The sequence below is a fragment of the Cedecea lapagei genome (assembly GCF_900635955.1).
GTDB lineage: Bacteria > Pseudomonadota > Gammaproteobacteria > Enterobacterales > Enterobacteriaceae > Cedecea > Cedecea lapagei.
Map to the genome: position 1 here is coordinate 1,390,771 of NZ_LR134201.1, position 23,759 is coordinate 1,414,529.

A 23,759-nucleotide genomic window follows, 5' to 3' on the forward strand; every position below is an offset into this window, starting at 1 on the left:
TCAGCGCGCCTTAGAGGGATCGAAGGCGTCACGAACCGCTTCGCCAATAAAAATTAACAGGGAGAGCAGGATTGCCAGCGATAAAAAGGCGGAAATGCCCAGCCACGGCGCCTGCAGATTATTTTTCCCCTGCAATACCAGCTCACCGAGCGATGGAGAGCCCAGCGGCAGACCAAAGCCTAGAAAATCGAGCGAGGTCAGGGTCGTTATCGATGCGCACAGAATAAAGGGCAGGAAGGTCAGAGTAGCCACCATGGCGTTGGGCAACATGTGGCGGGTCATGATAGACCAGTCGCTGACGCCCAGAGCTCGTGCCGCGCGAATATAGTCGAAGTTGCGGGTACGCAAAAACTCGGCACGCACAACGCCCACCAGACTCATCCAGCCAAACAACACGGTAATGCCCAGCAGCCACCAGAAATTGGGCTGTACCACGCTCGAAAGCATGATGATCAAAAACAGCGTCGGCATGCCGGACCAGACTTCAATAAATCGTTGCCCCCACAGGTCGATGCGTCCGCCGTAATAGCCCTGCACCGCACCGGCCAGAACGCCAATGATGCTGGAGAAAAAGGTCAGCATTAGGCCGAAGAGGATGGAGATACGAGTGCCGTAGAGGATCCGCGCCAGTACGTCACTGCCGTTGGCATCTGTTCCGAGCCAGTTTTGCGCGTCTGGCGGCGAAGGGAAGGGCACATTGCTGGCGTAGTTGATGGTGTTGCTGCTAAAGCGTATCGGTGCCCAGAGGATCCAGCCTTTTTCATTGAGGCGCTCCGTCAGCCAGGGATCCTGGTAGTCCGCGGGGGTTGAAAGCGGGCCGCCAAAGTCGCTTTCACTGTAGTTTTTCAGCGACGGGAACCAGAGCTTACCTTCGTAACTCACCATCAGCGGGCGCTCGTTGGCGACCAGCTCTGCCCCCATGCTCAAAACAAAAATCAGCGCAAAGATCCACAGCGACCAGTAGCCGCGACGGTTCTGGCGAAAGCGCGCCCAGCGCGCCTGGTTTACCGGACTTAATCGGCTCATTATCGTCCCTCAAAATCAATGCGGGGATCGACCAGCGTATAGGTGACATCGCTGATGATGTTGGTCAGCAGGCCAATCAGACTGAAAATATAAAGCGTGCCGAAGATCACCGGATAGTCGCGCGAAATCGTCGCTTCATAACCCAGAAGGCCGAGCCCGTTAAGGGAGAACATCACCTCAATAAGCAGTGAGCCGGTGAAGAACATGCTGATAAACGTCGCCGGAAAACCGGCAATCACCAGCAGCATGGCGTTGCGGAAGACGTGGCGATAGAGGATTTTTTTCTCATCCAGCCCTTTGGCCCGGGCGGTCACCACATACTGCTTGCGGATCTCATCGAGGAATGAGTTTTTCGTCAGCATCGTCAAGGTGGCAAAACCGCCGATAACCGTTGCCAGTACCGGCAGGGTGATGTGCCAGAGGTAATCAGTGATTTTGCTGTACCAGGGCAGGGCGTCAAAATTGGCCGACGTCAGCCCCCGTAGAGGGAACCAGTCGAGCCATGTGCCGCCGGCAAACAGCACAATCAGCAGGATGGCAAACAAAAACGCCGGAATGGCGTAGCCGATGATAATAAAAATGCTGCTCCAGATATCAAAGCTGCTGCCGTTGCTCACCGCCTTGCGGATCCCCAGCGGAATCGACACCAGATAGATAATCAGCGTGCTCCACAGCCCGATTGAAATGGAGACCGGGAGGCTTTCTTTGATCAGCTTAATGACCGACGAGCTACGGAACAGGCTATTGCCGAAGTCAAAGCGTAAATAGTCGCCAAGCATAGAGAAATAGCGCTCGTGCAGCGGCTTGTCGAACCCGTAGCGGTGCACAATGTCCGCGATAACTTCCAGATCGAGCCCTCGTGCGCCACGGTACTGGCTGCTTGTGGCATCGCCTACGCCGGTTCGGGCATGGCCACTGCCCATGGCATCGTTATTCATGCCGGGCATCCCGCTGCTGTGGCCCATTTGTATCGCGGCAATCGCCTGGTCCACCGGCCCACCGGGGGCAATTTGCACGATGAAAAAGTTGATGGTGATGATTGCCCACAGCGTGGGAATGATAAGCAGCAAACGCCGCAGGATATAAGCGCCCACGTTATTCCCCCTGGCGTCGGTCGGCGGGCAGCTTCGCCGCTTTGTTAACGTCATACCACCAGTTATCGAAGCCGAGATTGTAAATCGGGTGGATGGCCGGACGAGAGAATTTATTCCACCAGGCCAGACGGTCGGCCGACATATACCACATCGGCAGCATATAGTTGTTCCAGGTCAGTACGCGGTCAAGCGCGCGGCCAAGGGGCAGCAGTTTTTTCTTATCGCCCTGGCTGGCAATGATCATCCCGATAAGCTTGTCGATAACCGGGCTTTGCACGCCGGGGGCGTTATAGCTCGAATTGATGTACTCCGACGCCCAGATGATTTGCAGATCCGGGCTCGGGTAAGGCATTGCGCTATAGACGCGCGGCATCATGTCGTAATCGCGGCTGCGCAGGCGGCTGGAGAGTTGAGAGTTATCAACCTGACGAATGTTCATGGTGATGCCCAGGCGCTGCAAATTGCGCTGGAAGGGGAGGATCCATTGCGTATTGCCAGCCGTGCCGACCAGCAGTTCAAACACAAACGGCTTGCCGGTGGTGACATTCACCAGTTTCTGGTCTTTTAACTCCCAGCCCGCCTCTTTCAGCAGGCTGAGCGCCTTGAGCAGGTTTTCCCGATCAAACCCTCTGCCGTCCGATTTAGGCGGGTTGTAGATAGAGGTGAAGACCTCCGGCGGGAGATCTTTTTTCATCGGCGCCAGCAGCATCAGCTCGTCGGCATCAGGATAGCCGCGAGCCGCGTATTCCGTATTCTGGAAGTAGCTGTTTGCCCGGCTGTAGGCGCCGTAAAACAGCGCCTTGTTCATCCATTCAAAATCAAAGGCCAGGCCGATGGCTTCCCTTATCCGACGGTCTGAGAAGATGGGGCGCTGGATGTTAAACGCCAGCCAGCGGGCGTCCTGCGCCGATTCGTTTTTCTGTTCATCTTTAACGATGTAATGGTTGCTGAAGTTTTTACCGGTGTAGCGAGTGGCCCAGTTTTTGGCTGACACTTCGCTGCGGAAATCAAAAGCTCCGGCCTTGAAGGCCTCAAAGGCAACGTCATCGTCAAGGTAATAGTCATAGCGGATGGTATTAAAATTCCACCGTCCACGGTTAACGGGCAGATTTGCCGCCCAGTAGTCGCGAACTCTCGAATAAGTGATGTATTGTCCCATTTTCCAGTCGGTGATTTTATACGGCCCGCTGGAAAGCGGTGGAGAGGAGAGCGGATCGCTCAGCTTGTGATCTTTCCAGAACTTTTCCGGGAAGACCGGCAGCGAGAATAACCCCAGCATTCTGTCTTTGCTCGGCGTGGCAAGCTCGATACGCACGGTGAGCGGAGCAATGGCCCGCACCGTCGCACCTTTGTATATCAGCCGGAACTGCGGCACGCCTTCGGTCATAAACTTATTGAAGGTGAAGGCGACGTCCTGCGCGGTAATCGGGCTACCGTCCTGATAACGAGCGCGGGGGTTGATTGACACTTCGGCCCAGGCAAAATTGGACGGGTAGCGAGCCATCTCGGCAATCAGCGGGTAATAGCTACCGGGCTCGTCGTCTGAAGTGGTGAACAGCGTGTCGTAAAGCGTATCGGTGCGTACGCCGGGGTTGCCCCGCATGGCATAACGGTTGAAGTTATCAAAGGTGCCAATGGCAGAAAGGGTAATATTACCGCCCTTGGGAGCGGCTGGATTGACGTAATCAAACTGCGTGAAGTTGACGGCGTACTTTGGTTCACCCAGCACGGCAAAGGAATAGCTTTCATTTATCTCTGCGGCGCGCGGCATCAGGGAAAACGTGATCAGGCAAAGCAGCATCAGTGCACGTACAGCTTTTGTCATCTTTATTCCTTGCCCGGTGGATGGGTGAGTGCGGGCGTAGCGTTCCTGCGCCCGGTAAGCCCATGATGGTTAATCATAAGTTAGCCAGCGAAGATAGTGCAATGTCTGTCAGTCTTTCAATTCGTCATAAAGCGTGTGGGAAGGATTCCAGCTGATCAGCTGGCTTAGCGTAAGCGGACGACTAAAGTAATACCCCTGCAGGAAGTTACAGCCGCGCTCGATAAGCCATTTCGCCTGCTCCGGCGTCTCTACGCCCTCCGCCACCGTATTCATATTCAGGCGTTGGGCAAGCGTCAGAACGGCGTCGAGCACCGGCGCCGTTACCGTCTCCATACCGATGGAGTTGACGAAGCCGCGGTCAATCTTCAGGTAATCCAGCGTAAACCGCTCCAGGTAAATCAGCGCGCTGTGGCCGGTGCCGAAGTCATCAACCGCAATTTCAAACCCTTGCTCATGCAGCCAGGCGAAAATGCCCATTGCCTCTTTTTCTTTCAGCATGTCGCGCTCCGTTATCTCGAAAACCAGCTGGAAATGGTGCGGCGGCAGGGAAGCGGCAAAAGCCTGAATATCTTGCTTAAAAGTCGGAGAGTGAAGGTGGCTAGGGGCAAGGTTAACGCCCAGCTTTGCACCCGCAGGCAGAACCTTTTGCAGCGCAGGCGCATCTTTGGCTATCAGCTCGAAGAGATGGCGAGTCAAGGGGACAATCAGCTGCTGGGCTTCGGCAAAGCCGATAAAAGCATCCGGCGGTATCATCCCAGCAGTGGGATGCTCCCAGCGCATCAGCACTTCTATCCCATGCATCTGCAGAGCCTGTGAGTCGACAATCGGCTGGTAAACCACAAAGAACTGTCCGCGCTTGATGCCGGTAAGAATTTCTTTGCCGGCCCGTAGCTTCACCGACAGGAAATAGCCGCACAGCGCGGTGCCCAGCAGGCCGGATAATAATCCGGCAAGGATCGCGAGCTGAATATCCTCCACCGGCCACGGAGTGCCGTAAATGTAGAGTTTAATCGGGTAATCGCTGAGAACGGAGATTCGCGTGGGGGAGGGAGGAAGTTCATCAACGTTAATGACGTCGGGAGAATAAGAGGTTAGCGCTTTGTTTCCCACCACCAGCGCCATGGAGCGGATCTCCTGCTGTCGTGAGGTGAAGACCAGGTAGGGCGTAAGGTTGACGTTAAGGGTGGTAAAGACGCCTCGGCCGGCAGACAAAGGATTCAGAAACCAGGCGGCAATGACCGGCTTACCCGGCATCATCGGCGTGCCGTTCATAATCGCCAGGTCGATGGTTTTATTGATATTCAGCTCGGGTTCCAGCGCATCCATCGACAGCTCCATGCTGCCGGTGGCGGAAGAACAGTAGGCAATGCCGTTACGCACCAGCAAAAAAGCGCGTACGTTCGGATTAAAAGCGGCGCGGGACGTAAGCTCGCCGCTGACCCTCTCACATTCGTTCATGGTTAAGGGCTGAATACCGTCGGCGGTGGCGTGGAGTTCTTTAAAAAAGGTCCCCAGGTAGCTGCTGATATCGCGAGCGAGGAGGTTATAAGCGGACTCACGCTTAGAGTGGAGCGCCAGGCTGGTCAGCCCCCCCACGAATACTGCGAAGAACAGCCCTATCAGCAGGCTGAATGCGACTATCTGTTTTGGCGTGCTAAAGTAGCGCGAAAAAATATTCTTATAAGACATGGATGTATGAGTCCCACAAGGGCAAGCGAATTATCGTTTGTTCTATTATTTTTTCTGACTATAACCCATAACCCGGAAATTGTTTACTTTGTTTCATCGGGTAACTATTCGCCGTGACTTTACCTGCAGGAAAAGTAACCCTCTGAATTTAAGACATAAAAAAAACGCTGCGTCGGCAGCGTTTTTAACGTTGGTGGTTTTGTTAAGTAGCCAAGGGAATAACCCTCAACAAAACGTATCTTTTACCGCATCAGCTGCGGCTGAGCACCCGGCGCGCTTCGTTGTAGCGCTTCTTCCAGTAGGGCTCATCCATGCTGGAAATCACCACGCCGCTGCTGGTAGAGGCATGTACAAATTGGTTATTGCCAATGTAGATGCCAACATGACGCCCGGTTGACCCCGCACGGAACAGAACCAAATCGCCGGTGCGTAATTTATTACGCGAAACGGATTTGCCGGTCTCCTGCTGCTCTGACGTTGAACGAGGCAGCGTTAAGCCAAACTGTTCCTGGAACGTGCGCTGCACAAAGGCAGAACAATCGATACCCGCTCTGCTGCTGCCGCCTAGACGGTAGCGTACACCTTTCCAGCTCGCGTATTGATCCATAATGCGTGATTTAACATCGACATTACGAACCATCTCTTCGAATTCATCCTGAGAGGCTTGCAGTAAAAAACCATCTTTTTCACCGACTGCATGCGTCTCAGAATGCATATTTGCTGTGTTAGTCGAACTACAGGCGGAGAGCATAACCGCTACCGCAATTGCGGGGATAGCCCGCAGGATGTATCTCAAAATAGGCTGAGATTTGACCATGTTGTTTGTTTTCCCTTGAAGTCCTTAACGAATAATTCGTTATACAAAATTACCAACGTGACGAGACTAATAACCTGAAAGCGCTGAAACAATTATTCATGCACAAAAATGTGGCTTACCGCACAATTTTATTCACGGCACAAATTTTAGGGCTGTAGCGCAAACTTTTCCGAGAGTACCCGATCAAACCAGGCTATGCGAGCGTTTTTATTCTTATTTTTATAAGAAATTGTGATGATTCGTCGCGAAAGGTTATTTCGAACAAATGATCGACGATAGCGCTGGTTTTATCGTCAGGTCATTCAAAAGGAAGGGGATTTGGCGTGGGTAAATATTCATTTTACCGTCATGGTGTTGAAAAAATAAGCAGATCCCCGGGGGAGCCCTGCTTATTCAACATCGTCGTGGCTTATTAGCCGTCAGCGAGAAGCTCTATATTTACCCGGCAGAGTACGGTTCAGTAGCGAAATTAACCGGTCACTGAGTGGGGTTAAAAGTACCCACGGCAGGCCCACCAGGGCAATAGAAAGCGAGCCAACGTAGACATCGGTAAACCAGTGCGCGCCTATCATTATTCTTGGCGAAGAGAAGATAAAGAAGATCACACTCGCGATAAGAAACGCACGCACGCCGAAATAGCGCAGCATAAAACCGGTGAAGATAAGCAACATGAGGCCGTGATCGCCAGGGAAACTGTCGCGGGAGGCATCTTTGGTTGGGATGTGCAGCAGCTCGCTGACGCGATGGATATCGGTGAAGAACAGCGTCGGGCTGGCGTGCGCCACCGGGATAAGGTGACCTAGCTGATTAATCACGACCGCAGAAAGCAGCATGACAATACCCATCAACACCAGGCGGCGGCGGCCGGCGCCGTCCTCACGCAGCCAGAACCAGGAGAAGAGTCCCCCCATGGCCAGCAGCGAAATGCCGTCGAAAGCGCGGTTATTGGTGATGGCTATCAGCGTTAAAAAGGCATGGCTCTTGACCAGTTCCTGATTAAAGAAATGGAACAGCGCTGAGTCAATGTTGAACCAAAATCCATGGTTCACGGGCAGATACCAGCTAAAGAACAGGGCAAGGCCCAGGGCGTTCAGCAGCAGGATTAGAGGGAGGCGATTAGTCATGATGCAGTTTCTAAATCTCATTACGGGGGCGAAAAGGTAGACGCATTAACTTAAACGTAAGCTCAACAGGCTGGATTGCAGAGCGTTCCAGTCAGGGAGAGCCGAGTGTATCAACTCTATGCGGCTGTCAGGTGGCGGCGAGGATTGTGTTTCAATATGCAGGTCATTGCCCTGGCGGTTGATACGGACCAGCCCTTCTGGAATGCGCAGCACGCCTTTGACGCGTTCAACCGGAGCAAGGCGCGCCCACTCCAGCAGGCCGATTGTGTCAAACACGGTTTCCTCATCGAAAATCCAGCCACAGGCGTGATAACCCTGCCCGCTGTTGACGCTGCGGCGCCAGCGCTGATGTCCGGGAAGACTTAGCGCAGCAAGGCCAGCAGTCACCGCCTGCGCATGCTGGTGCCCGGCGCTGGCCGGCAGCTCGCGCTGATTCAGACGGAGTTTGTCCAGTAATCCGAGGTCGATAGCGCCGTTTTCAGCGTGAACCAGCTCCCGGCTGTCTCCCTGAGCCTGGTACCACTGCGCTAAGGCGGCCTGGCTTTCCGGCGTGGCGCGATCCTGTTTATTGGCCACAATAATATCCGCCGCGGCAAGCTGGTCGCGGAAGTTCTCATTATTGAGGGCTTTTTCATTCAGCAACTGGCGGGCATCCAGCAGGCAGAGCGTCGCGCGCAGATCAATCCACGGCTGATAAACTTCCGCGTTGAGCATATCGAGGATTTGCTTAGGGTGACCGAGGCCGGTGGGCTCAATCAGCAGGCGATCCGGTTTCCCCTGGCGAAGTAGCGTGTTGAGGCCGACCTGCATTGGCAGGCCGTTAACGCAGCACATACAGCCGCCGGGGATCTCTTTGAGCAGCGCTCCGCTGTCCGCCAGCAGGGCGCCGTCAATGCCGACCTCGCCAAACTCATTTACCAGCACCGCCCATTTTTCATCGGCAGGTTTATTCGCCAGCAGATGCAGGATGGTGGTGGTTTTGCCGCTGCCAAGGAAGCCGGTGATTAGATTTGTTTTTGTCACGGAAACTCCGGGGGGTTCACTACCTGTAAACCACGTCAATCAGTAAGCCAGCGTTAATTATTTACGCTGACTATCCTGACGACAACCCGGTTAAAAGAGAAGCCTTAACGCCCTTGCCTCCGGGTAAAGCCCCGTTAAGCGCATTGAATGTTAATTTAAACGCAGGTTTTTGACCGCTTCGCGTGCGCCAAAGTGAGCAAGCTGCTGCCATGCATGCTGAACGCTCTCGACAAATTTGATGTTTTTGGGCTGCTCATCGCCGAAAATTTCACTCAGTGTAAGGAGGGCATCTACGCGCTCATTTTCCTGGCTGCGGCTTACCAGCCTCTGGATTTTCTCCAGCAGCGGATCGCGGACATCAACGGCGTGCCCCTGCTCGTCTACGCCGCTGACGTAGCGCATCCAGCCAGCAATGCCGAGCGCAAGGCAGGGCCAGCTGCTGCCGTTTTCCAGATGCCAGCGCACGCTTTCCAGCCAGCGCTGAGGAAGCTTCTGGCTCCCGTCCATGGCGATTTGCCAGGTACGGTGCTTGAGCGCCGGATTAGCGAAGCGCGCCAGCAGACTTGTGGCGTACTGATTCAGGTCGACGCCGCGAATATTCAGCGTCACCGCCTGCTCCTGTAGCATCAGGTGTCTGGCAGCAAGGACAAAATGCTTGTCCGCCATACAATCATTAATATAGGTGTAACCGCCCAGGTAGCCCAGGTAGGCAAGAAACGAATGGCTGCCGTTGAGCATACGCAGCTTCATTTGTTCAAAGGGCATGACATCGTCAACCATTTCCACGCCAGCGCTTTCCCATTCGGGGCGTCCGGCAACGAAGTTATCCTCGATGACCCACTGGATAAACGGCTCAGCGGCGATGGCGCAGGGATCTTTGACGCCCAGAATTTCCGCTATCTCCTGCAGGGACTCTTCCGTAGCTGCCGGCACAATGCGGTCAACCATGGTGCTCGGGAAAGTGACCTTTTCGACAATCCATGCTTCCAGCTCCGCGCTTCGTTTGGCAGCCATGCCCTGCACGGCCTGGCGGACTAAGTGTCCGTTATTGGGGATATTGTCGCAGGATAAGACCGTAAACGGATTTAAGCCGCGCTCGCGGCGGCGGCTTAGCGCTTCGACAAGGATCCCCGGCACCGAGTGGGGCCGCTGAGGCGAGGCCAGGTCATGAATGATTCGTTCATTGGTGGCATCAAGCTTTCCGCTGGCAGGATCGATGCAGTAGCCTTTTTCGGTGACGGTCAGGGAGACGATAGCGACCTGAGGCTCGCAAAACTTCTCAATGATGGCCTCCATGCCGTCCAGCTTCGCGTTCAGGCACTCTTTCACGGCGCCAATCACCAGAGCCTGATTTCCTGCCGCACCTTTTTCCAGCACCGTAAAAAGATGATCCTGCCGGCGAAGATCCTGCATTAGCTTATCGCCGTTAAACAGGCTGATCTCGCAGATCCCCCAGTCGCCGCCAAGCTTGTTGAGAACCCTGTCAGTGAGCAGGGCCTGATGCGCACGGTGAAAAGCGCCAAAGCCAAAATGCACGATGCGCGTTTTAAGCGCGCCGCGATCGTAGTTTGGCCGTTGAACGGTATCCGGAAGTGAAGCGGTGGCAATCGTGTCCATAGGTTGGCATCCTGGGTAAGGGAAACCTGCGTAGTGTAAAGCTGTATAACAGGAAATGAAATTGGTCCGTAGAGTTAATCGTTTTTGTGTGATTTAGCTCCAGAAATAGAGGGTTTAGGTTTGATTGGTATAATAACTATCGGGTGGTGAAGAAAAAAAACGCTCCCGGAGGAGCGTTTCATCAATCAGTCAGCGCGGCCCATTGAGCGTTTTTCTGCAATATGAATGCGGATTTTCTCGCCGGCAACCATGTATTCCGGGACCTGAATCACCAGCCCGGTGGACAAGGTCGCCGGTTTGGTGCGGGAGCTGGCAGAAGCGCCTTTGATGCCCGGTGCGGTTTCGATAATTTCCAGGTCTACGGTTTGCGGCAGCTCCAGCGCCAGCAGCTGGCCATCCCAGGTCAGAACCTGCATATCCGGCATACCGCCTTCAGGGATGAACTGCAGCTCTTCTTCGATCTGGTCTTTGGTGAAGATGTACGGGGTGTAATCTTCTTTATCCATAAAGACGTATTCGTTGCCGTCGATATAGGAGAAATCAACGAAGCGGCGGGTCAGGGTAATGGTGTCAACGATATCGTCACCCTTGAAGCGCTCTTCCACTTTCTGCCCGGTGCGGACATCTGAGAAACGCATCTTGTACAGGGTTGCTGCGCCGCGTGCGCTGGGGGCCTGGATATCAATATCTTTAACAATCAGCAGTTTGCCGTTGTAGTTGAGAACCATGCCTTTTTTGATTTCGTTAGCTCTTGCCATCGGTGTTTCCTGTCAAAAATTGAGATGCGAAAATATTGCGTCAAACTACTCGTGAGGCGCGTTTCAGGCAAGTGGATTTGATAAAGAAGCATAAAAGTAAGGGGTTTAAGGCAGGCGTGCCGACAACATTCTGCTTTTTCGGCACGCTGAAGGCTAAATGGGCTTAGCCGCGGCCATCCTTAGGCGCTAAGAAATAGAAAGCAAACGGCAGCGAGCAGAGAAGGGTAAACATGATCGTGTAGATGGCAACCCAGGCCCCCTGCATGATAAACATATCCAGCGTCCATTGCTCCATCGGCCAGTTGTACTGCTCTTCAACGCCCTCAAAGGTGACTTTTGAAATCAGTGACACCACGATGGTGAAGATAATCACAACCGCAATAAGGAATTTTTTACCTTCGGGTGTACGAAGTTTTGCAAACATATCAGCCTCCTGGCTGGTGGGTGGTTAAGCTTCATGGCCCCTGACGCAGGGGCCATGGTTATCAGAATGTGACGTTCACTTTGCCCCAGACCGTTCGGCCTGGCTCATTCACCGGGGTGTTGGACGAATAGCCAAAGCTGCTGTTGCCCGCCAGGTTCAGGTGCTCGCTGTAGGTTTTGTTAAACAGGTTATCGACGCCGGCGCTTAGCTTGATGGCCTTGCTGAGACGATAGGCCGCGTTGGCGGAGAAAATCGCAAAGCCGCCGCTTTTATCAAAGTCTTTCCCGACCACGTTGCCTTCATTCAGCGCAACCCGCTGCTGGCTGCTGACCAGGCGCAGCAGGCCGGTACTGCTCCAGTCACCTTGCTCCCAGGTTAAGCCAAAGCGCGTTTCAAGCGGTGCCATTTGCGGCAGAGGCTGGTGGTCGCTGGTGTTTTGGCCCCAGGCATAAGCGAGGCTTGCATCCGCCTTCCAGGCTTCGGTAAGCGCATAGCTCATGCCCATTTCGCCCCCCATAATGGTGGCGTCAACGTTATCGACCTGGCTAACGCGCGCGTTATTAGGGGCATAGCGGAACAGAATGAAATCATTAACCCGCCCAAGGTAGGCGGAAACCCAGCTATTCAGGCGCTCACCGCTGTACTGCGCGCCAATATCTAACTGCGTAGTTTTTTCCGTTTTCAGTTTATCGAAGACATTCTTAGAGCCATCGGGTCCATAGGTTGGCGAGAACAGCTCCCAGTAATCCGGGAAACGCTCGGTGTAGCCTACTCCGGCATACAGCATCACGGGGAGGTCGCTCAGCGTTTGCTCATAGCGCACAAAACCGGCCGGTAATGTTTTGCTGCGCACGCTGGCACCCACGTCCGTATCATTATTAACGCGGGTGCGGTCGAGGCGCGCGCCGCCGATAACTTTACTGTTGGCGTCCGCATTCCAGGTCAATTCGCTAAAAACCCCTGCGTCCTGGAATCGAGCATCCTGCTTCCATCCCTCATCGCGCTTGCTGCGGTGGGTGCTTTGCTGGGCGTCGACGCCGCTGCGCAGTTCGTAATCTGACCATAGCCAGGTGCCCATCATGCGTCCGCCAATCGTGCGGCGATCGAGCTGCATCGCCATCGGCATATTCATGCCCATAGATGAGGCCATGTGGCCGCCCGACATTGTTCCCGGCGATCGCAGCGAGTAATTATCCATAACGTGGTCGGCATAGTTGTAATAGACGCTGGTTTCGAACTTATTAAATACTTCGCCTGGGTTCGATGCTTCAAAACGTGCGCCGAGGCTGTCCCGCTTGAACTGCGAACCGTCCATGCTGCGCCCGGCATAACGGGCTTCGCCGTTGCCTTTGCCAGCCGTCAGCTCAAGCAGCGTGTCCTTGTCGGGCGTCCAGCCCAGGGCAACGTCGGCGTTCCATTTATCCCACTTTGAGGCTACCCGATTGCCGTTCCCGTCTTCGTAATCGCCTGAACGGGATTTATTGCCGATCAGGCGAAGATAGCCGTCTTCATTGCCGAGGCTAACGTCCGCGTTGCTGTCCCAGCGTTGATTAGAGGCGGTAAGCAAGCCTGCCGTGCCCTGAATACCTGCCTTCTCAAAGCGCGGCTGCTCCCTGTCGAAGCGCACGGTTCCCGCCGAGTTGCCCGGCCCCCAGAGCACGCTTTCTGGCCCTTTAATTAGGGTCAGCAGGTCAAAGCTTTCTGGCGAAATGTAAGAGCTCGGAGCATCCATTCTCGCCGGGCAGGCGCCCGGCATTTCACCGTTGTTGGTAAGAATACGAAGGCGAGAGCCGAACATGCCGCGAAATACCGGGTCGCCGTTGGTGCCGCCGTTGCGGATTTGTGAGAAGCCGGGAATCGTCTTCAGATAATCAGACCCGTCGCTTGCCGGAACGGGCTGACGCGGTGTTTTAGGGGAGGTCACAACCTCCAGCGGCGATGACGCCGGAGAGGTGACGATCATGACGGAATCGTCCCGCATATCCATAGCGTCATGCGTGCCCGCTGCGATGGCCGCCGGGGAGGAGATAGCCAGCAGTATCAGCGATACCGGCGGCTTTAAATGCGTTTTCATCATTGCCTTACTGTCCTTCAGGCGTAACGTCGTCGCTCTTTATGAAAAGAACAAGCACGAGACAACGCTTCAACGTTGCCGTCAGCATTACGCAGTTAATTATTAGAGTGTTATGCGAAGTAAAAGGCAGCAGAGGGCGGGGCGCGGGCCGGATGAGGTGACCAGGGACGAGAAACTGTTGCGCAGCACAGCGCCAGCACCGGCGTTCGGCGCACGCAAATCAGCAGCAACAGCAGTAAAACAGTGAGGCAGAACTGAATAAAAGGCAGGTGGATCAGCAGCTGGCAATATCCGCAGGCGATCTGTTCCCCGGGCGACATACCCGGACCGGACATCAGCATATTGTGCAGCATTGACGGCTGGGGGCACGGCTCGGACATGGGCATATGATGGTCCATGTCAGACATGTCCATTGCCATCATCATGCTGCTGTGTTCGCAGGCTGAATGGTGCATCAGCGATTTTGAAATAACCGGTGCAATAAACAGCATCGCAACGGCAAGCAGCGCCAGCCAGCAGGCCGTGGGGTTAAAGCGTTTGCGCCAGGACAAAACGTTACCGAACCGTAGTCATTGTGGCGCAAGTGTATCCTGGAAGAAGGAATGATGTTAAATGAATTGTTAGATTGACGCAGGCACTGGGTCTGCTATTGTCACGCACCTTTTGATGCTGGTGGAAATGCCGATGGAGTGTCGTCCTGACTGCGGCGCCTGCTGTACCGCGCCTTCAATATCAACGCCTATCCCCGGTATGCCGGAGGGCAAACCCGCCAACACGCCCTGCGTTCAGCTTGACGAGCATCTGCGCTGCAGGCTGTTTGGCTCACCTTTACGGCCTAAAGTTTGCGGCGGCCTCCAGCCTGCAAGGGAGATGTGCGGCACCTCGCGCCAGCAGGCAATGGCCTACCTGATCCACCTTGAGGCCGCAACGGCGCCCTAAATATCTTTGATGCGGGCCATACAGTAAATACTGACCGCTATCATCCCCAGCGCGATGAAGAAAACGCTGTGATAGTTCCAGATTTCGGCCACTACCCCGGCAAGCGAACCGGCAATGATCCAGCCCACGCGCGTGGTGTTGGTATAAAGCGTGGTTGCCGCCCCGGCCTGTCCCGGCATCAAATCCTGAAAATAGATCATGCCGATACCGGCAAGGATCCCGATAAAGATGGCGTTCAGGAGCTGCAGGCCAAGCAGCATATATTCATTGGTCAGCGTCACCATACCGAGATAGAACAGCAAGCCTGCCGCAACGGCGAAGCGCATCAGGAAACGTTTACCAAAGCGTTTTGCGTAGTAGCCGGCAATCAACATGGTCGGAATTTCCAGCCCGGCAGCGGTGCCCATCATCACCCCGGCAAGCTTCTCCGGCAGATGGAGTTCATTGATGATGTAGAGCGGCATATTAATGATATACAGGCTGTTGCAGCCCCACATCATGGTGCAGGCCGCGAACAGCAGCAGGGCATCCCGGCGGTTGCGGCGAGGCGACTCGAGCGTTGCTGCCGTTTTCACCGCAGGCTCTTTACGCATAGACGGTAAAAAGAGCCAGACCATCGCTCCGCAAATGACAAAGGCAAAGGCCGCACTCAGGTACATCACTTTGAAGCCGAACCCCATCGCCAGCGCATAGGCAATCGGCGGCCCAATCACCCAGGCAAGCGACACCTGCGCACGCAGAATAGAGCTGAACATCACCGCTTCGCGTCCGGTGTGGTCGGCGTGCTCGCGGGCCAGGGCAAACATTTGCGGGTTGGCCGTGGAGCCGAAGCTGCTCAGAAACACCCCGACAAAAAGCAAAATGAAGTAGTTACGATTCCAGGCAAACAGGACGCAGCCCAGCGCGCCCAAGAGGCAGCAGGCGAAAATCAGCGTCTTGCGGTCGCCTTTGCGGTCAGAACGTCCGGCTAAAAACTGGCTGACCAGAATACCTATCATCGCGCTGCCGGTGAAGAAAAAGCCGACCAGAGCAGGGCGCACGTGGACTTCATCAGTCAAAAACAGGCTCAGGGTCGGAGTCTGTAGCGCGCCGGCGATGCCGGTCAAAAAAGCCACAATCAGAAAGGCGGTTGAGGTGAAATCCAGAGGCTTACGGGCCGCGGTAACGGGGGCGTTTTGCATGCTATTTGATGACAGGGAAAAGAATGCGCGGAGTGTACGCCCGTTACCTTCAAATAGACAGATTTACCCGCAGGCTCTGCGCGTTGGTCAGCACAAATTATCCGTGGTGCAGGGAAAAGGTTGACGCTGCTTTCATATAGCTGAAGTTTGCTGATGCAGAACATTAACAGGCTCTTCAGGCGCTGAACCTCCCGTCTGCTAAACTGAAAATGTGCTGAAGCTCTAAGTTTCGCAAACAGAAATGCGAGAAATGTTGCGTGAAATGCAGCATTAGCGCAACACTCCTTGAAACGTTTCAGCGTCATCTTTTTGCATTACGTAGCTCGAGGTGGCGCATTTTTTCTCAGGCGAGCTGAATCGTTTCAATTCAGCGAGAGAGGAGATCTATGTTCCAGTTATCTGTGCAGGATATTCACCCTGGCGAGTCTGCCGGGAACAAAGAAGAGGCCATCCGCCAGGTTGCCACCGCCCTTGTGCAGGCAGGCAACGTCGGCGAAGGCTATGTCAACGGTATGCTGGCGCGCGAGCAGCAGACGACAACCTATTTAGGTAACGGGATTGCCATCCCGCACGGCACCACCGATACGCGTGGGCTGGTGCTGAAAACCGGCGTTCAGGTATTCCAGTTTCCGCAGGGCGTGGAGTGGGGCGAAGGCCAGACTGTCTGGGTGGCGATTGGTATCGCCGCCAGTTCGGACGAGCATCTGGGCCTGCTGCGCCAGCTAACCCACGTGCTGAGCGACGACGAGGTGGCTGAACAGCTGAAATCCGCCACCAGCGCCGAAGAGCTACGGGCGCTGCTGATGGGTGAAAAGCAAAGTACCGCGCTGCTGCTGGATAACAGCCTGCTGGCGCTAAACGTCGACGCCAGCGATCTGATGACGCTCCAGGCGCTGAATGCCGGTCGCCTCAAGCAGGCAGGCGCGGTCGATGCGGCTTTCGTCAGCAACGTGATTGCCGGTCATCCCCTGTACCTCGGTCAGGGGATCTGGCTGAACGACAGCGCGGAAGGCAACCTGGCCAGCGCCGTCGCGGTTAGCCGCCCGTCAACAGCCTTTGAAGCGGACGGTAACCCGGTGAACTTACTGATGACCGTTGCCGTCGCCGATGAGCAGCCATTGCAGGTGCTGAACCGCCTGAGCGATATGCTGATTGGCAACCGCGCCGACAAACTACTGAGCGCAGATGCACCTGCACTGCTGACGCTGCTGACCAGCGATGAAGCACCGGCAGAAGAGGCGCTGAGCGCCGAATTCACCGTGCGCAACGAACACGGCCTGCACGCCCGTCCGGGTACGGCGCTGGTCAACACCATAAAACAATTCAATAGCGAAATTACCGTGACAAACCTTGATGGAACCGGCAAACCGGCAAATGGACGTAGCCTGATGAAAGTCGTTGCGCTGGGCGTGAAAAAAGGCCACCGCCTGCGCTTCACCGCGCAGGGTGAAGATGCTGAACAGGCGCTGAAGGCGATTGGCGAAGCTATCGCTGCCGGTCTTGGGGAGGGTGCGTAATGACCAGACGTGTTGCGACAATCACCCTGAACCCGGCCTATGACCTGGTGGGCTTCTGCCCGGAAATCGAGCGCGGTGAGGTGAACCTGGTGCGTACCACCGGCCTGCATGCTGCCGGGAAAGGCATCAACGTCGCTAAGGTGCTTAAAGATCTTGGCATTGACGTCACCGTTGGCGGTTTCCTGGGAAAAGATAACCAGGACGGCTTCCAGCAGCTCTTCAGCGAGCTGGGGATTGCCAACCGTTTTCAGGTCGTACAGGGCCGTACCCGTATCAACGTCAAGCTGACTGAGAAAGACGGCGAAGTCACCGACCTGAACTTCTCAGGTTTTGAAGTCACCGGTGGGGACTGGGAACGCTTTGTTGCCGACTCCCTGAGCTGGCTCGGCCAGTTCGACATGGTTTGCGTCAGCGGCAGCCTGCCGGCGGGGGTTTCTCCCGAAGCCTTCACCGACTGGATGACCCGCCTGCGTAGCCAGTGCCCGTGCATCATCTTCGACAGCAGCCGCGAAGCGCTGGTTGCAGGCCTGAAAGCGGCGCCATGGCTGGTAAAACCTAACCGTCGCGAGCTGGAGATTTGGGCCGGTCGTAAACTGCCTGAACTGAAAGACGTGATTGAGGCGGCACATGCTCTGCGCGAGCAGGGGATCGCCCATGTGGTGATTTCTCTCGGTGCAGAAGGTGCGCTGTGGGTTAACGCCTCCGGGGAATGGATCGCTAAACCACCGGCTTGTGAAGTTGTGAGTACCGTTGGCGCAGGGGACTCGATGGTCGGCGGCCTGATTTATGGCCTGCTGATGCGTGAGTCCAGCGAACACACGCTGCGCCTTGCTACCGCCGTGGCTGCCCTGGCCGTCAGCCAGAGCAACGTAGGCATTACCGATCGCACACAGCTGGCCGCCATGATGGCTCGTGTCGACCTGAAACCTTTCCACTGACAGCAGGAGACAGGCAATGAAAACGCTGTTAATTATTGAGCCGGGACTCGGACAGGCGCGTGCGTATCTCGCGAAGACGCTGCTCGGTGCCGCTGCGCCCAAAGCGCATCTCGACATCATTGATAACCCGAACGATGCCGAACTGGCGATTGTTGTCGGGAATGCTATTCCTGCTGATCCCTCGCTGAACGGCAAAAAGGTGTTCCTCGGTGATATCGACAGAGCGGTTCAGCATCCGGAGCTGTTCCTGAGCGAAGCAAAAGGTAAAGCGCAGATGTACACCGCGCCGGTAGCCACTGCACCCGCTGCTGCACAAGGGCCGAAACGTATCGTCGCCGTCACCGCCTGCCCAACCGGCGTGGCGCATACCTTTATGGCCGCTGAAGCAATTGAAACTGAAGCAAAAAAACGCGGCTGGTGGGTGAAGGTTGAAACCCGCGGTTCCGTAGGCGCAGGTAACGCTATCACGCCTGAAGAGGTAGCAGAGGCGGATCTGGTGATTGTGGCGGCCGATATTGAAGTCGATCTGGCAAAATTTGCCGGCAAGCCAATGTACCGCACCTCCACCGGCCTGGCGCTGAAGAAAACGGCTCAGGAGCTGGATAAGGCGTTGGTTGAGGCCAAACCTTACGAATCTGCCGGTAAAGCAGGCAGCGCTCAGGAATCCGGTAAGAAAGAGAGCGCAGGCGCCTATCGTCACCTGCTGACCGGCGTCTCTTACATGCTGCCGATGGTGGTGGCGGGCGGGCTTTGTATCGCGCTCTCCTTTGCCTTTGGGATCCAGGCCTTTAAGGAGCCGGGTACGCTTGCCGCTGCGTTAATGCAGATCGGCGGCGGCTCTGCGTTCGCTCTGATGGTGCCGGTGCTGGCGGGGTATATCGCGTTCTCTATTGCCGACCGTCCGGGCCTTACGCCGGGTCTTATCGGCGGTATGCTTGCGGTAAGTACCGGGTCCGGCTTTATTGGCGGTATCATTGCTGGCTTCCTGGCGGGCTATATCGCTAAGCTTATTAGCGGTAAGCTGAAGCTGCCGCCAAGCATGGAAGCGCTGAAGCCGATTCTGATCATTCCTCTGTTCTCAAGCCTGGTAGTTGGCCTGGCGATGATCTACCTGATCGGCACGCCGGTGGCTAAAATTCTGGCTGGCCTGACCCACTGGCTGCAAACCATGGGCACCGCAAACGCGGTCCTGCTGGGCGCAATCCTGGGGGGCATGATGTGTACCGACATGGGCGGCCCGGTGAACAAAGCGGCTTACGCCTTCGGGGTTGGCCTGCTCAGTACCCAGACTTATGCGCCAATGGCCGCAATTATGGCTGCGGGTATGGTTCCTCCACTGGCGCTTGGTCTGGCCACGCTGGTTGCTCGCCGTAAGTTTGACAAGGCGCAGCAGGAAGGGGGCAAAGCGGCGCTGGTACTGGGGCTGTGCTTCATTACCGAAGGAGCGATTCCGTTTGCCGCCCGTGACCCGATGCGCGTTCTGCCTTGCTGCATCATCGGCGGCGCGCTGACGGGAGCGTTGTCCATGGCGGTGGGCGCGAAGCTGATGGCACCGCACGGCGGCCTGTTTGTGCTGCTGATCCCAGGCGCGATTACGCCGGTGCTGGGTTACCTGCTGGCAATTGTTGCCGGTACGCTGGTGGCAGGGCTCTCCTACGCCTTCCTCAAGCGTCCTGAAACAGAGCTGGCGGCCAAAGCGGCTTAATCTCCAACTCAAATAGAAACGCCTCGCTAATGCGGGGCGTTTTTACTCCTTAAGCCGTAGCCTCTTCGTGCTGCTGTGCCTTAAGCCAGGCGATTTCTTCCGCCCAGATATCCGGATTCGTGGTTTCCAGAATTAACGGGATACCGTCGAAGCGCGCATCGCGCATGATCCAGCTGAACGGCGTATGGCCGATGTTGCCCAGACCCAGGCTGTTATGGCGGTCAACGCGGCTGCCAAATTCACTTTTGGCATCGTTAAGGTGCATACCGCGAAGGTATTCAAAGCCGACGATACGCTCGAACTCGCTAAAGGTCTTTTCACAGTCAGCCTCGGTACGCAGATCGTAACCGGCGGCAAAAGCGTGACAGGTATCAATGCAGACGCCTACGCGGGATTTGTCTTCCACGCCGTCAATGATCGCCGCGAGGTGCTCAAAGCGGAAGCCGAGGTTGCTGCCCTGTCCGGCGGTGTTTTCGATCACGGCGGTAACGCCTTCGGACTTCTCCAGCGCGATATTGATCGACTCCGCGATACGCTTCAGGCATTCCTCTTCCGGAATTTGTTTCAGGTGGCTGCCCGGATGAAAATTCAGCAGCGTCAGCCCCAGCTGCTGGCAGCGAGCCATTTCGTCGATAAACGCCTCGCGTGATTTTTCCAGCGCTTCTTCAACCGGGTGGCCGAGGTTAATCAGGTAGCTGTCGTGAGGAAGGATCTGGCCTGGGCCATAGTGATATTTTTCGCAGGCGCTTTTGAAGTTGTCGATAATTTCGCTGGTCAGCGGCGCGGCATGCCACTGGCGTTGATTCTTGGTGAACAGGGCAAAAGCGGTGGCTTCCAGTTCGTGGGCGCGGATGGCGGCATTCTCCAGGCCACCCGAGGCGCTAACGTGCGCTCCAATAAACTTCATCTGTCTTCTCCTGTTTCTTGGCGGGCAGAACCCGCTATCGGTAATCCGTCATGATAGCGGGTCAGGAGGCTTTTTTCCGTATTGAATTATGCTAACAAGTGGTGAATCACAAGGTTAATGGCGCCGCCGCCGATAATCAGCCAGATAAACAGCACCAGCGCCATCAGCAGCGGACGCATACCGGCTTTTTTCAGCGCGCTGACGTGGGTTGTCAGGCCGAGCGCTGCCATTGCCACCGCCAGTAAGAAGGTATCCAGCGTTACCAGCAGGTTAACCACGGCCTGCGGTAAGAGGTGGAAGGAGTTGAAAATCGCCACCACGATAAACAGTATCGCAAACCAGGGGATGGTGATTTTGCTCGTCTGCGCAGCGCCAGCCGGTGCCAAAGACTTCACGCGGGCCGCAAGAAAAATCAGGAACGGTGCAAGCATCATCACGCGCAGCATCTTGGCAATCACCGCGGTATTCTCCGTTTCCGGGCTAATGGCATGGCCCGCCGCCACGACCTGAGCGACCTCGTGCATTGTCGACCCGGTGTAGATCCCGAAAGTCTCTGGCGTAAACCAGTGGCTGACGAACGGATAAATCATCGGGTAGATAAAGATAGCCAGCGTCCCGAAGATCACCACGGTTGCCACGGCCACGGTGACTTTACTGGCCTCGGCCTTGACGACGGGCTCGGTAGCAAGCACTGCGGCCGCGCCGCAGATGCTGCTGCCTGCGCCAATCAGCCAGCTGGTTTGCTTATCCAGGCCAAAGACTTTCTGGCCCAGCCAGCAGGCGAGGGCGAAGGTGCTGCACAGCGTCAGCGCGTCAATCAGCAGGCCACTTACGCCGACGTCGGCAATTTGCGAAAACGTCAGTCGAAAGCCATAAAGAATAATTCCCAGGCGCAGAAGGTGCTGCTTGGCGAACAGCACGCCACCGTCGCACTGCTGCCAGATTTTTGGGTAGACTGTGTTACCGACGATCATGCCGCAAAGGATCGCCAGCGTCAGCGCGCTAAGGCCAACGCCGGCCACCGCTGGAATATTACCCAGCCATAGCGCCAGACCGGTAATGGCGGCGGAAAGCGCCAGCCCCGGTAAAAAATGCCACAGCGTGTGGCGGTGAGCTTGTACGGTGAGTGCAGTCATAACCTTCTCCTTTGTTCTGGTGAAAAGGCTACGCTTCGCTGGCATAAAAACAAAATTGATAATATATTTATAATTAATCTTTATAAGTGGTAAGCAACGTGCTGCCACCACAGGAAAGCCCTCTTATGCATATCACCCTGCGGCAACTTGAAGTGTTTGCTGAAGTCCTCAAAAGCGGCTCGACCACGCAGGCATCCCAGATGCTGTCGCTGTCCCAGTCAGCGGTCAGCGCCGCGCTGGCCGATCTGGAAGGGCAGCTCGGGGTTCAGCTATTCGACAGGGTCGGCAAGCGGCTGGTGGTCAATGAGCACGGCAGGCTGCTTTACCCGCGGGTGGTGGGGCTGCTCGAACAGGCGGGTGAGATAGAGCAGCTGTTCCGGGAAGATAACGGCGCCATTCGTGTTTACGCCAGCAGCACCGTCGGCAACTATATTCTGCCGGAGATGATAGCCCGCTACCGCCGCGATTTCCCGAAGCTGCCGCTGGAGCTCAGCGTCGGCAACAGTCAGGATGTCATCAACGCGGTGGCGGATTTTCGCGTTGATATCGGGCTGATAGAAGGGCCCTGCCATATGGCCGAGCTGGTGACTGAGCCGTGGCTTGAAGATGAGCTGGTGGTTTTTGCTTCGCCGGGAAACCCGCTGGTGCAACAGCCGGTCACGCTGGAGAGCCTGGCCAGACAGCCGTGGATCCTGCGCGAGCGGGGATCGGGCACCCGCGAGATCGTCGACTATTTGCTGCTTTCGCATCTGCCAAAGTTTCAGCTGGGCATGGAGCTGGGCAATTCAGAGGCGATTAAGCACGCGGTGCGCCACGGGCTTGGCATCAGCTGCCTGTCCCGCCGCGTCATTGCGGAGCAGCTGGAAAGCGGCTCGCTGGTAGAAGTTGCCGTGCCGCTCCCTCGTCTGGTGCGTACGCTGTACCGCATTCACCATCGGCAGAAGCATATCTCTAACGCGCTGCTCAGGTTCTTGCGCTACTGCGAAGCCTGATGCACCAAAATCTCGCAGCTGCACCCGATTGGGGTGTAACTGCGAGGCAGCTCCCTCCCGTTTCTTCCCCTTTCACCGCGATGTCGCAACAATCTTCGCATTCCCTCGTCGTTGGCACATTAGTTGCAAATTTAAATTCAAAGAATCTTTTGTTTCAATCAGGCGACGGGGCTGCATATGACGATGAAAAAATGGTTGTTCTCTTTAGTTGGCGCGACGGTTCTGCTGGCTCAGGCCGGGGCGGTAATGGCCGATCAGCTGCAGGATATTGAAAAGCGCGGCGTGCTGCGCGTCGCAGTGCCGCAGGATTTTCCGCCTTTTGGTTCGGTCAACGCTGACCTGAAACCTCAGGGGTATGACATCGATATGGCGGCTTACCTGGCGAAGGGGATGAAGGTCAAGCTCCAGCTGGTGCCGGTCACCAGCGCTAACCGCGTGCCTTACCTGCAAACGGATAAGGTAGACCTGGTGATTTCGAGCCTCGGCAAGAACGCAGAGCGTGAAAAGGTCATCGATTTTAGCCGCGCCTATGCTCCCTTCTTCCTTGGCGTATTTGGGCCGAAAGACGGCGCGGTAACCGAGGCTAAAGCGCTTAGCGGAAAAACTATCGGCGTGACTCGCGGTGCAGTAGAAGACATGGTGTTAACCGATCTCGCGCCGAAAGATGCCGACGTGAAGCGCTATGAAGATAACAATACCACCATCTCCGCATACCTTTCCGGCCAGGTGCAGTACATCGCTACCGGCAACCTGGTTGTGGCGGCGATTGCCCGCCAGAGCCCGGCCAAAGCGCCGGTCAGCAAGTTTATGCTTAAGGACTCTCCTTGCTATATCGGGCTCAAGAAGAATGAACCGGCCCTGAAAGCGAAGGTCGACGAGCTGATTGGCGAAGCGCTGAAGGACAATACCCTGAATACGCTGTCGCAGAAATGGATGCAGGCGCCGCTGCCTGCCAACCTCGGCGCTTAAGGAG

Annotated in this window: 21 protein-coding genes; 6 read left to right on the top strand and 15 right to left on the bottom strand. The window is 55.8% G+C overall.

Annotated elements, in window-relative coordinates; genetic code table 11:
• From EL098_RS06805 to EL098_RS06860, 12 genes are all read right to left on the bottom strand, one after another.
• Window positions 1-1,026 (bottom strand): microcin C ABC transporter permease, encoded by a 1,026-nt coding sequence (locus EL098_RS06805; RefSeq protein WP_126355548.1) that lies wholly within the window; start codon window positions 1,024-1,026, stop codon window positions 1-3.
• Complete coding sequence (locus EL098_RS06810) at window positions 1,026-2,120, bottom strand: microcin C ABC transporter permease YejB (RefSeq protein ID WP_126358368.1); 1,095 nt, start codon at window positions 2,118-2,120, stop codon at window positions 1,026-1,028. Before EL098_RS06810 ends, EL098_RS06805 begins: the two co-directional genes overlap by 1 nt.
• A 1-nt stretch (window position 2,121) precedes the next feature.
• On the bottom strand, window positions 2,122-3,921 hold the full coding sequence (locus tag EL098_RS06815; protein WP_126358369.1) for an extracellular solute-binding protein: 1,800 nt from the start codon (window positions 3,919-3,921) through the stop codon (window positions 2,122-2,124).
• 132 nt (window positions 3,922-4,053) lie between these two features.
• Complete coding sequence (locus tag EL098_RS06820) at window positions 4,054-5,634, bottom strand: cyclic di-GMP phosphodiesterase (RefSeq protein WP_126355549.1); 1,581 nt, start codon at window positions 5,632-5,634, stop codon at window positions 4,054-4,056.
• 250 nt (window positions 5,635-5,884) lie between these two features.
• Window positions 5,885-6,451 (bottom strand): bifunctional murein DD-endopeptidase/murein LD-carboxypeptidase, encoded by a 567-nt coding sequence (gene mepS / locus EL098_RS06825; protein ID WP_126355550.1) that lies wholly within the window; start codon window positions 6,449-6,451, stop codon window positions 5,885-5,887.
• Window positions 6,452-6,870: 419 nt separating this feature from the next.
• Window positions 6,871-7,575, bottom strand: a complete 705-nt coding sequence (locus EL098_RS06830) for a phosphatase PAP2 family protein (RefSeq protein ID WP_126355551.1) — start codon at window positions 7,573-7,575, stop codon at window positions 6,871-6,873.
• Between the two features lie 45 nt (window positions 7,576-7,620).
• A complete protein-coding gene (locus EL098_RS06835; protein WP_126355552.1) occupies window positions 7,621-8,598 on the bottom strand; it encodes a CobW family GTP-binding protein in 978 nt (325 codons plus the stop codon).
• A gap of 150 nt (window positions 8,599-8,748) precedes the next feature.
• On the bottom strand, window positions 8,749-10,215 hold the full coding sequence (locus tag EL098_RS06840; RefSeq protein ID WP_126355553.1) for a mannitol dehydrogenase family protein: 1,467 nt from the start codon (window positions 10,213-10,215) through the stop codon (window positions 8,749-8,751).
• A gap of 185 nt (window positions 10,216-10,400) precedes the next feature.
• Window positions 10,401-10,973: an elongation factor P-like protein YeiP gene (gene yeiP, locus EL098_RS06845; RefSeq protein ID WP_008459912.1), complete on the bottom strand. Its 573-nt coding sequence runs from the start codon at window positions 10,971-10,973 to the stop codon at window positions 10,401-10,403.
• Between the two features lie 163 nt (window positions 10,974-11,136).
• Window positions 11,137-11,397, bottom strand: a complete 261-nt coding sequence (locus EL098_RS06850; protein WP_126355554.1) for a DUF2534 family protein — start codon at window positions 11,395-11,397, stop codon at window positions 11,137-11,139.
• A 61-nt stretch (window positions 11,398-11,458) separates the two neighbouring features.
• Window positions 11,459-13,471, bottom strand: a complete 2,013-nt coding sequence (locus tag EL098_RS06855) for a TonB-dependent copper receptor (protein WP_126358370.1) — start codon at window positions 13,469-13,471, stop codon at window positions 11,459-11,461.
• Window positions 13,472-13,581: 110 nt separating this feature from the next.
• Window positions 13,582-14,022, bottom strand: a complete 441-nt coding sequence (locus EL098_RS06860) for a DUF2946 domain-containing protein (protein ID WP_126355555.1) — start codon at window positions 14,020-14,022, stop codon at window positions 13,582-13,584.
• 133 nt (window positions 14,023-14,155) lie between these two features.
• Here EL098_RS06860 and EL098_RS06865 point away from each other — a divergent pair, with 133 nt between their 5' ends.
• Window positions 14,156-14,410, top strand: coding sequence for a YkgJ family cysteine cluster protein (locus EL098_RS06865; protein ID WP_126355556.1), 255 nt, complete (start codon window positions 14,156-14,158; stop codon window positions 14,408-14,410).
• On the opposite strand, the gene setB is transcribed toward EL098_RS06865, so the two are convergent.
• Window positions 14,407-15,591, bottom strand: coding sequence for a sugar efflux transporter SetB (setB, locus tag EL098_RS06870; protein ID WP_126355557.1), 1,185 nt, complete (start codon window positions 15,589-15,591; stop codon window positions 14,407-14,409). The two genes, EL098_RS06865 and setB, sit on opposite strands and share 4 nt — an antisense overlap.
• A 386-nt stretch (window positions 15,592-15,977) precedes the next feature.
• Between setB and fruB the strand changes: the two genes are divergently transcribed.
• From fruB to fruA, 3 genes are read left to right on the top strand one after another with little or no spacing between them, the layout of a single operon-like run.
• Window positions 15,978-17,108: a fused PTS fructose transporter subunit IIA/HPr protein gene (gene fruB, locus EL098_RS06875; protein WP_126355558.1), complete on the top strand. Its 1,131-nt coding sequence runs from the start codon at window positions 15,978-15,980 to the stop codon at window positions 17,106-17,108.
• Window positions 17,108-18,046 carry a 1-phosphofructokinase gene (fruK, locus tag EL098_RS06880; protein ID WP_126355559.1) on the top strand — a complete coding sequence of 313 codons (939 nt, stop codon included), beginning with the start codon at window positions 17,108-17,110 and terminating at the stop codon, window positions 18,044-18,046. The genes fruB and fruK overlap by 1 nt, the downstream gene beginning before the upstream one ends.
• Before the next feature lie 16 nt (window positions 18,047-18,062).
• Entirely contained in the window at window positions 18,063-19,751 is a 1,689-nt protein-coding gene (gene fruA, locus EL098_RS06885; protein ID WP_126355560.1) for a PTS fructose transporter subunit IIBC, read from the top strand.
• A gap of 49 nt (window positions 19,752-19,800) precedes the next feature.
• Here fruA and nfo read toward each other — a convergent pair whose 3' ends face one another.
• Window positions 19,801-20,658 (bottom strand): deoxyribonuclease IV, encoded by an 858-nt coding sequence (gene nfo, locus EL098_RS06890; RefSeq protein WP_126355561.1) that lies wholly within the window; start codon window positions 20,656-20,658, stop codon window positions 19,801-19,803.
• Window positions 20,659-20,744: 86 nt separating this feature from the next.
• Entirely contained in the window at window positions 20,745-21,794 is a 1,050-nt protein-coding gene (locus tag EL098_RS06895) for a YeiH family protein (RefSeq protein WP_126355562.1), read from the bottom strand.
• Between the two features lie 125 nt (window positions 21,795-21,919).
• Here EL098_RS06895 and yieE point away from each other — a divergent pair, with 125 nt between their 5' ends.
• Together yieE and EL098_RS06905 are read left to right on the top strand one after the other, a co-directional pair.
• The gene (gene yieE / locus EL098_RS06900) at window positions 21,920-22,786 is read left to right on the top strand and encodes a DNA-binding transcriptional regulator YeiE (RefSeq protein ID WP_126355563.1); all 867 of its coding nucleotides are present in this window, start codon (window positions 21,920-21,922) and stop codon (window positions 22,784-22,786) included.
• Window positions 22,787-22,969: 183 nt separating this feature from the next.
• On the top strand, window positions 22,970-23,755 hold the full coding sequence (locus EL098_RS06905) for a transporter substrate-binding domain-containing protein (protein ID WP_126358371.1): 786 nt from the start codon (window positions 22,970-22,972) through the stop codon (window positions 23,753-23,755).
• The last annotated feature ends 4 nt before the right edge of the window (window positions 23,756-23,759 follow it).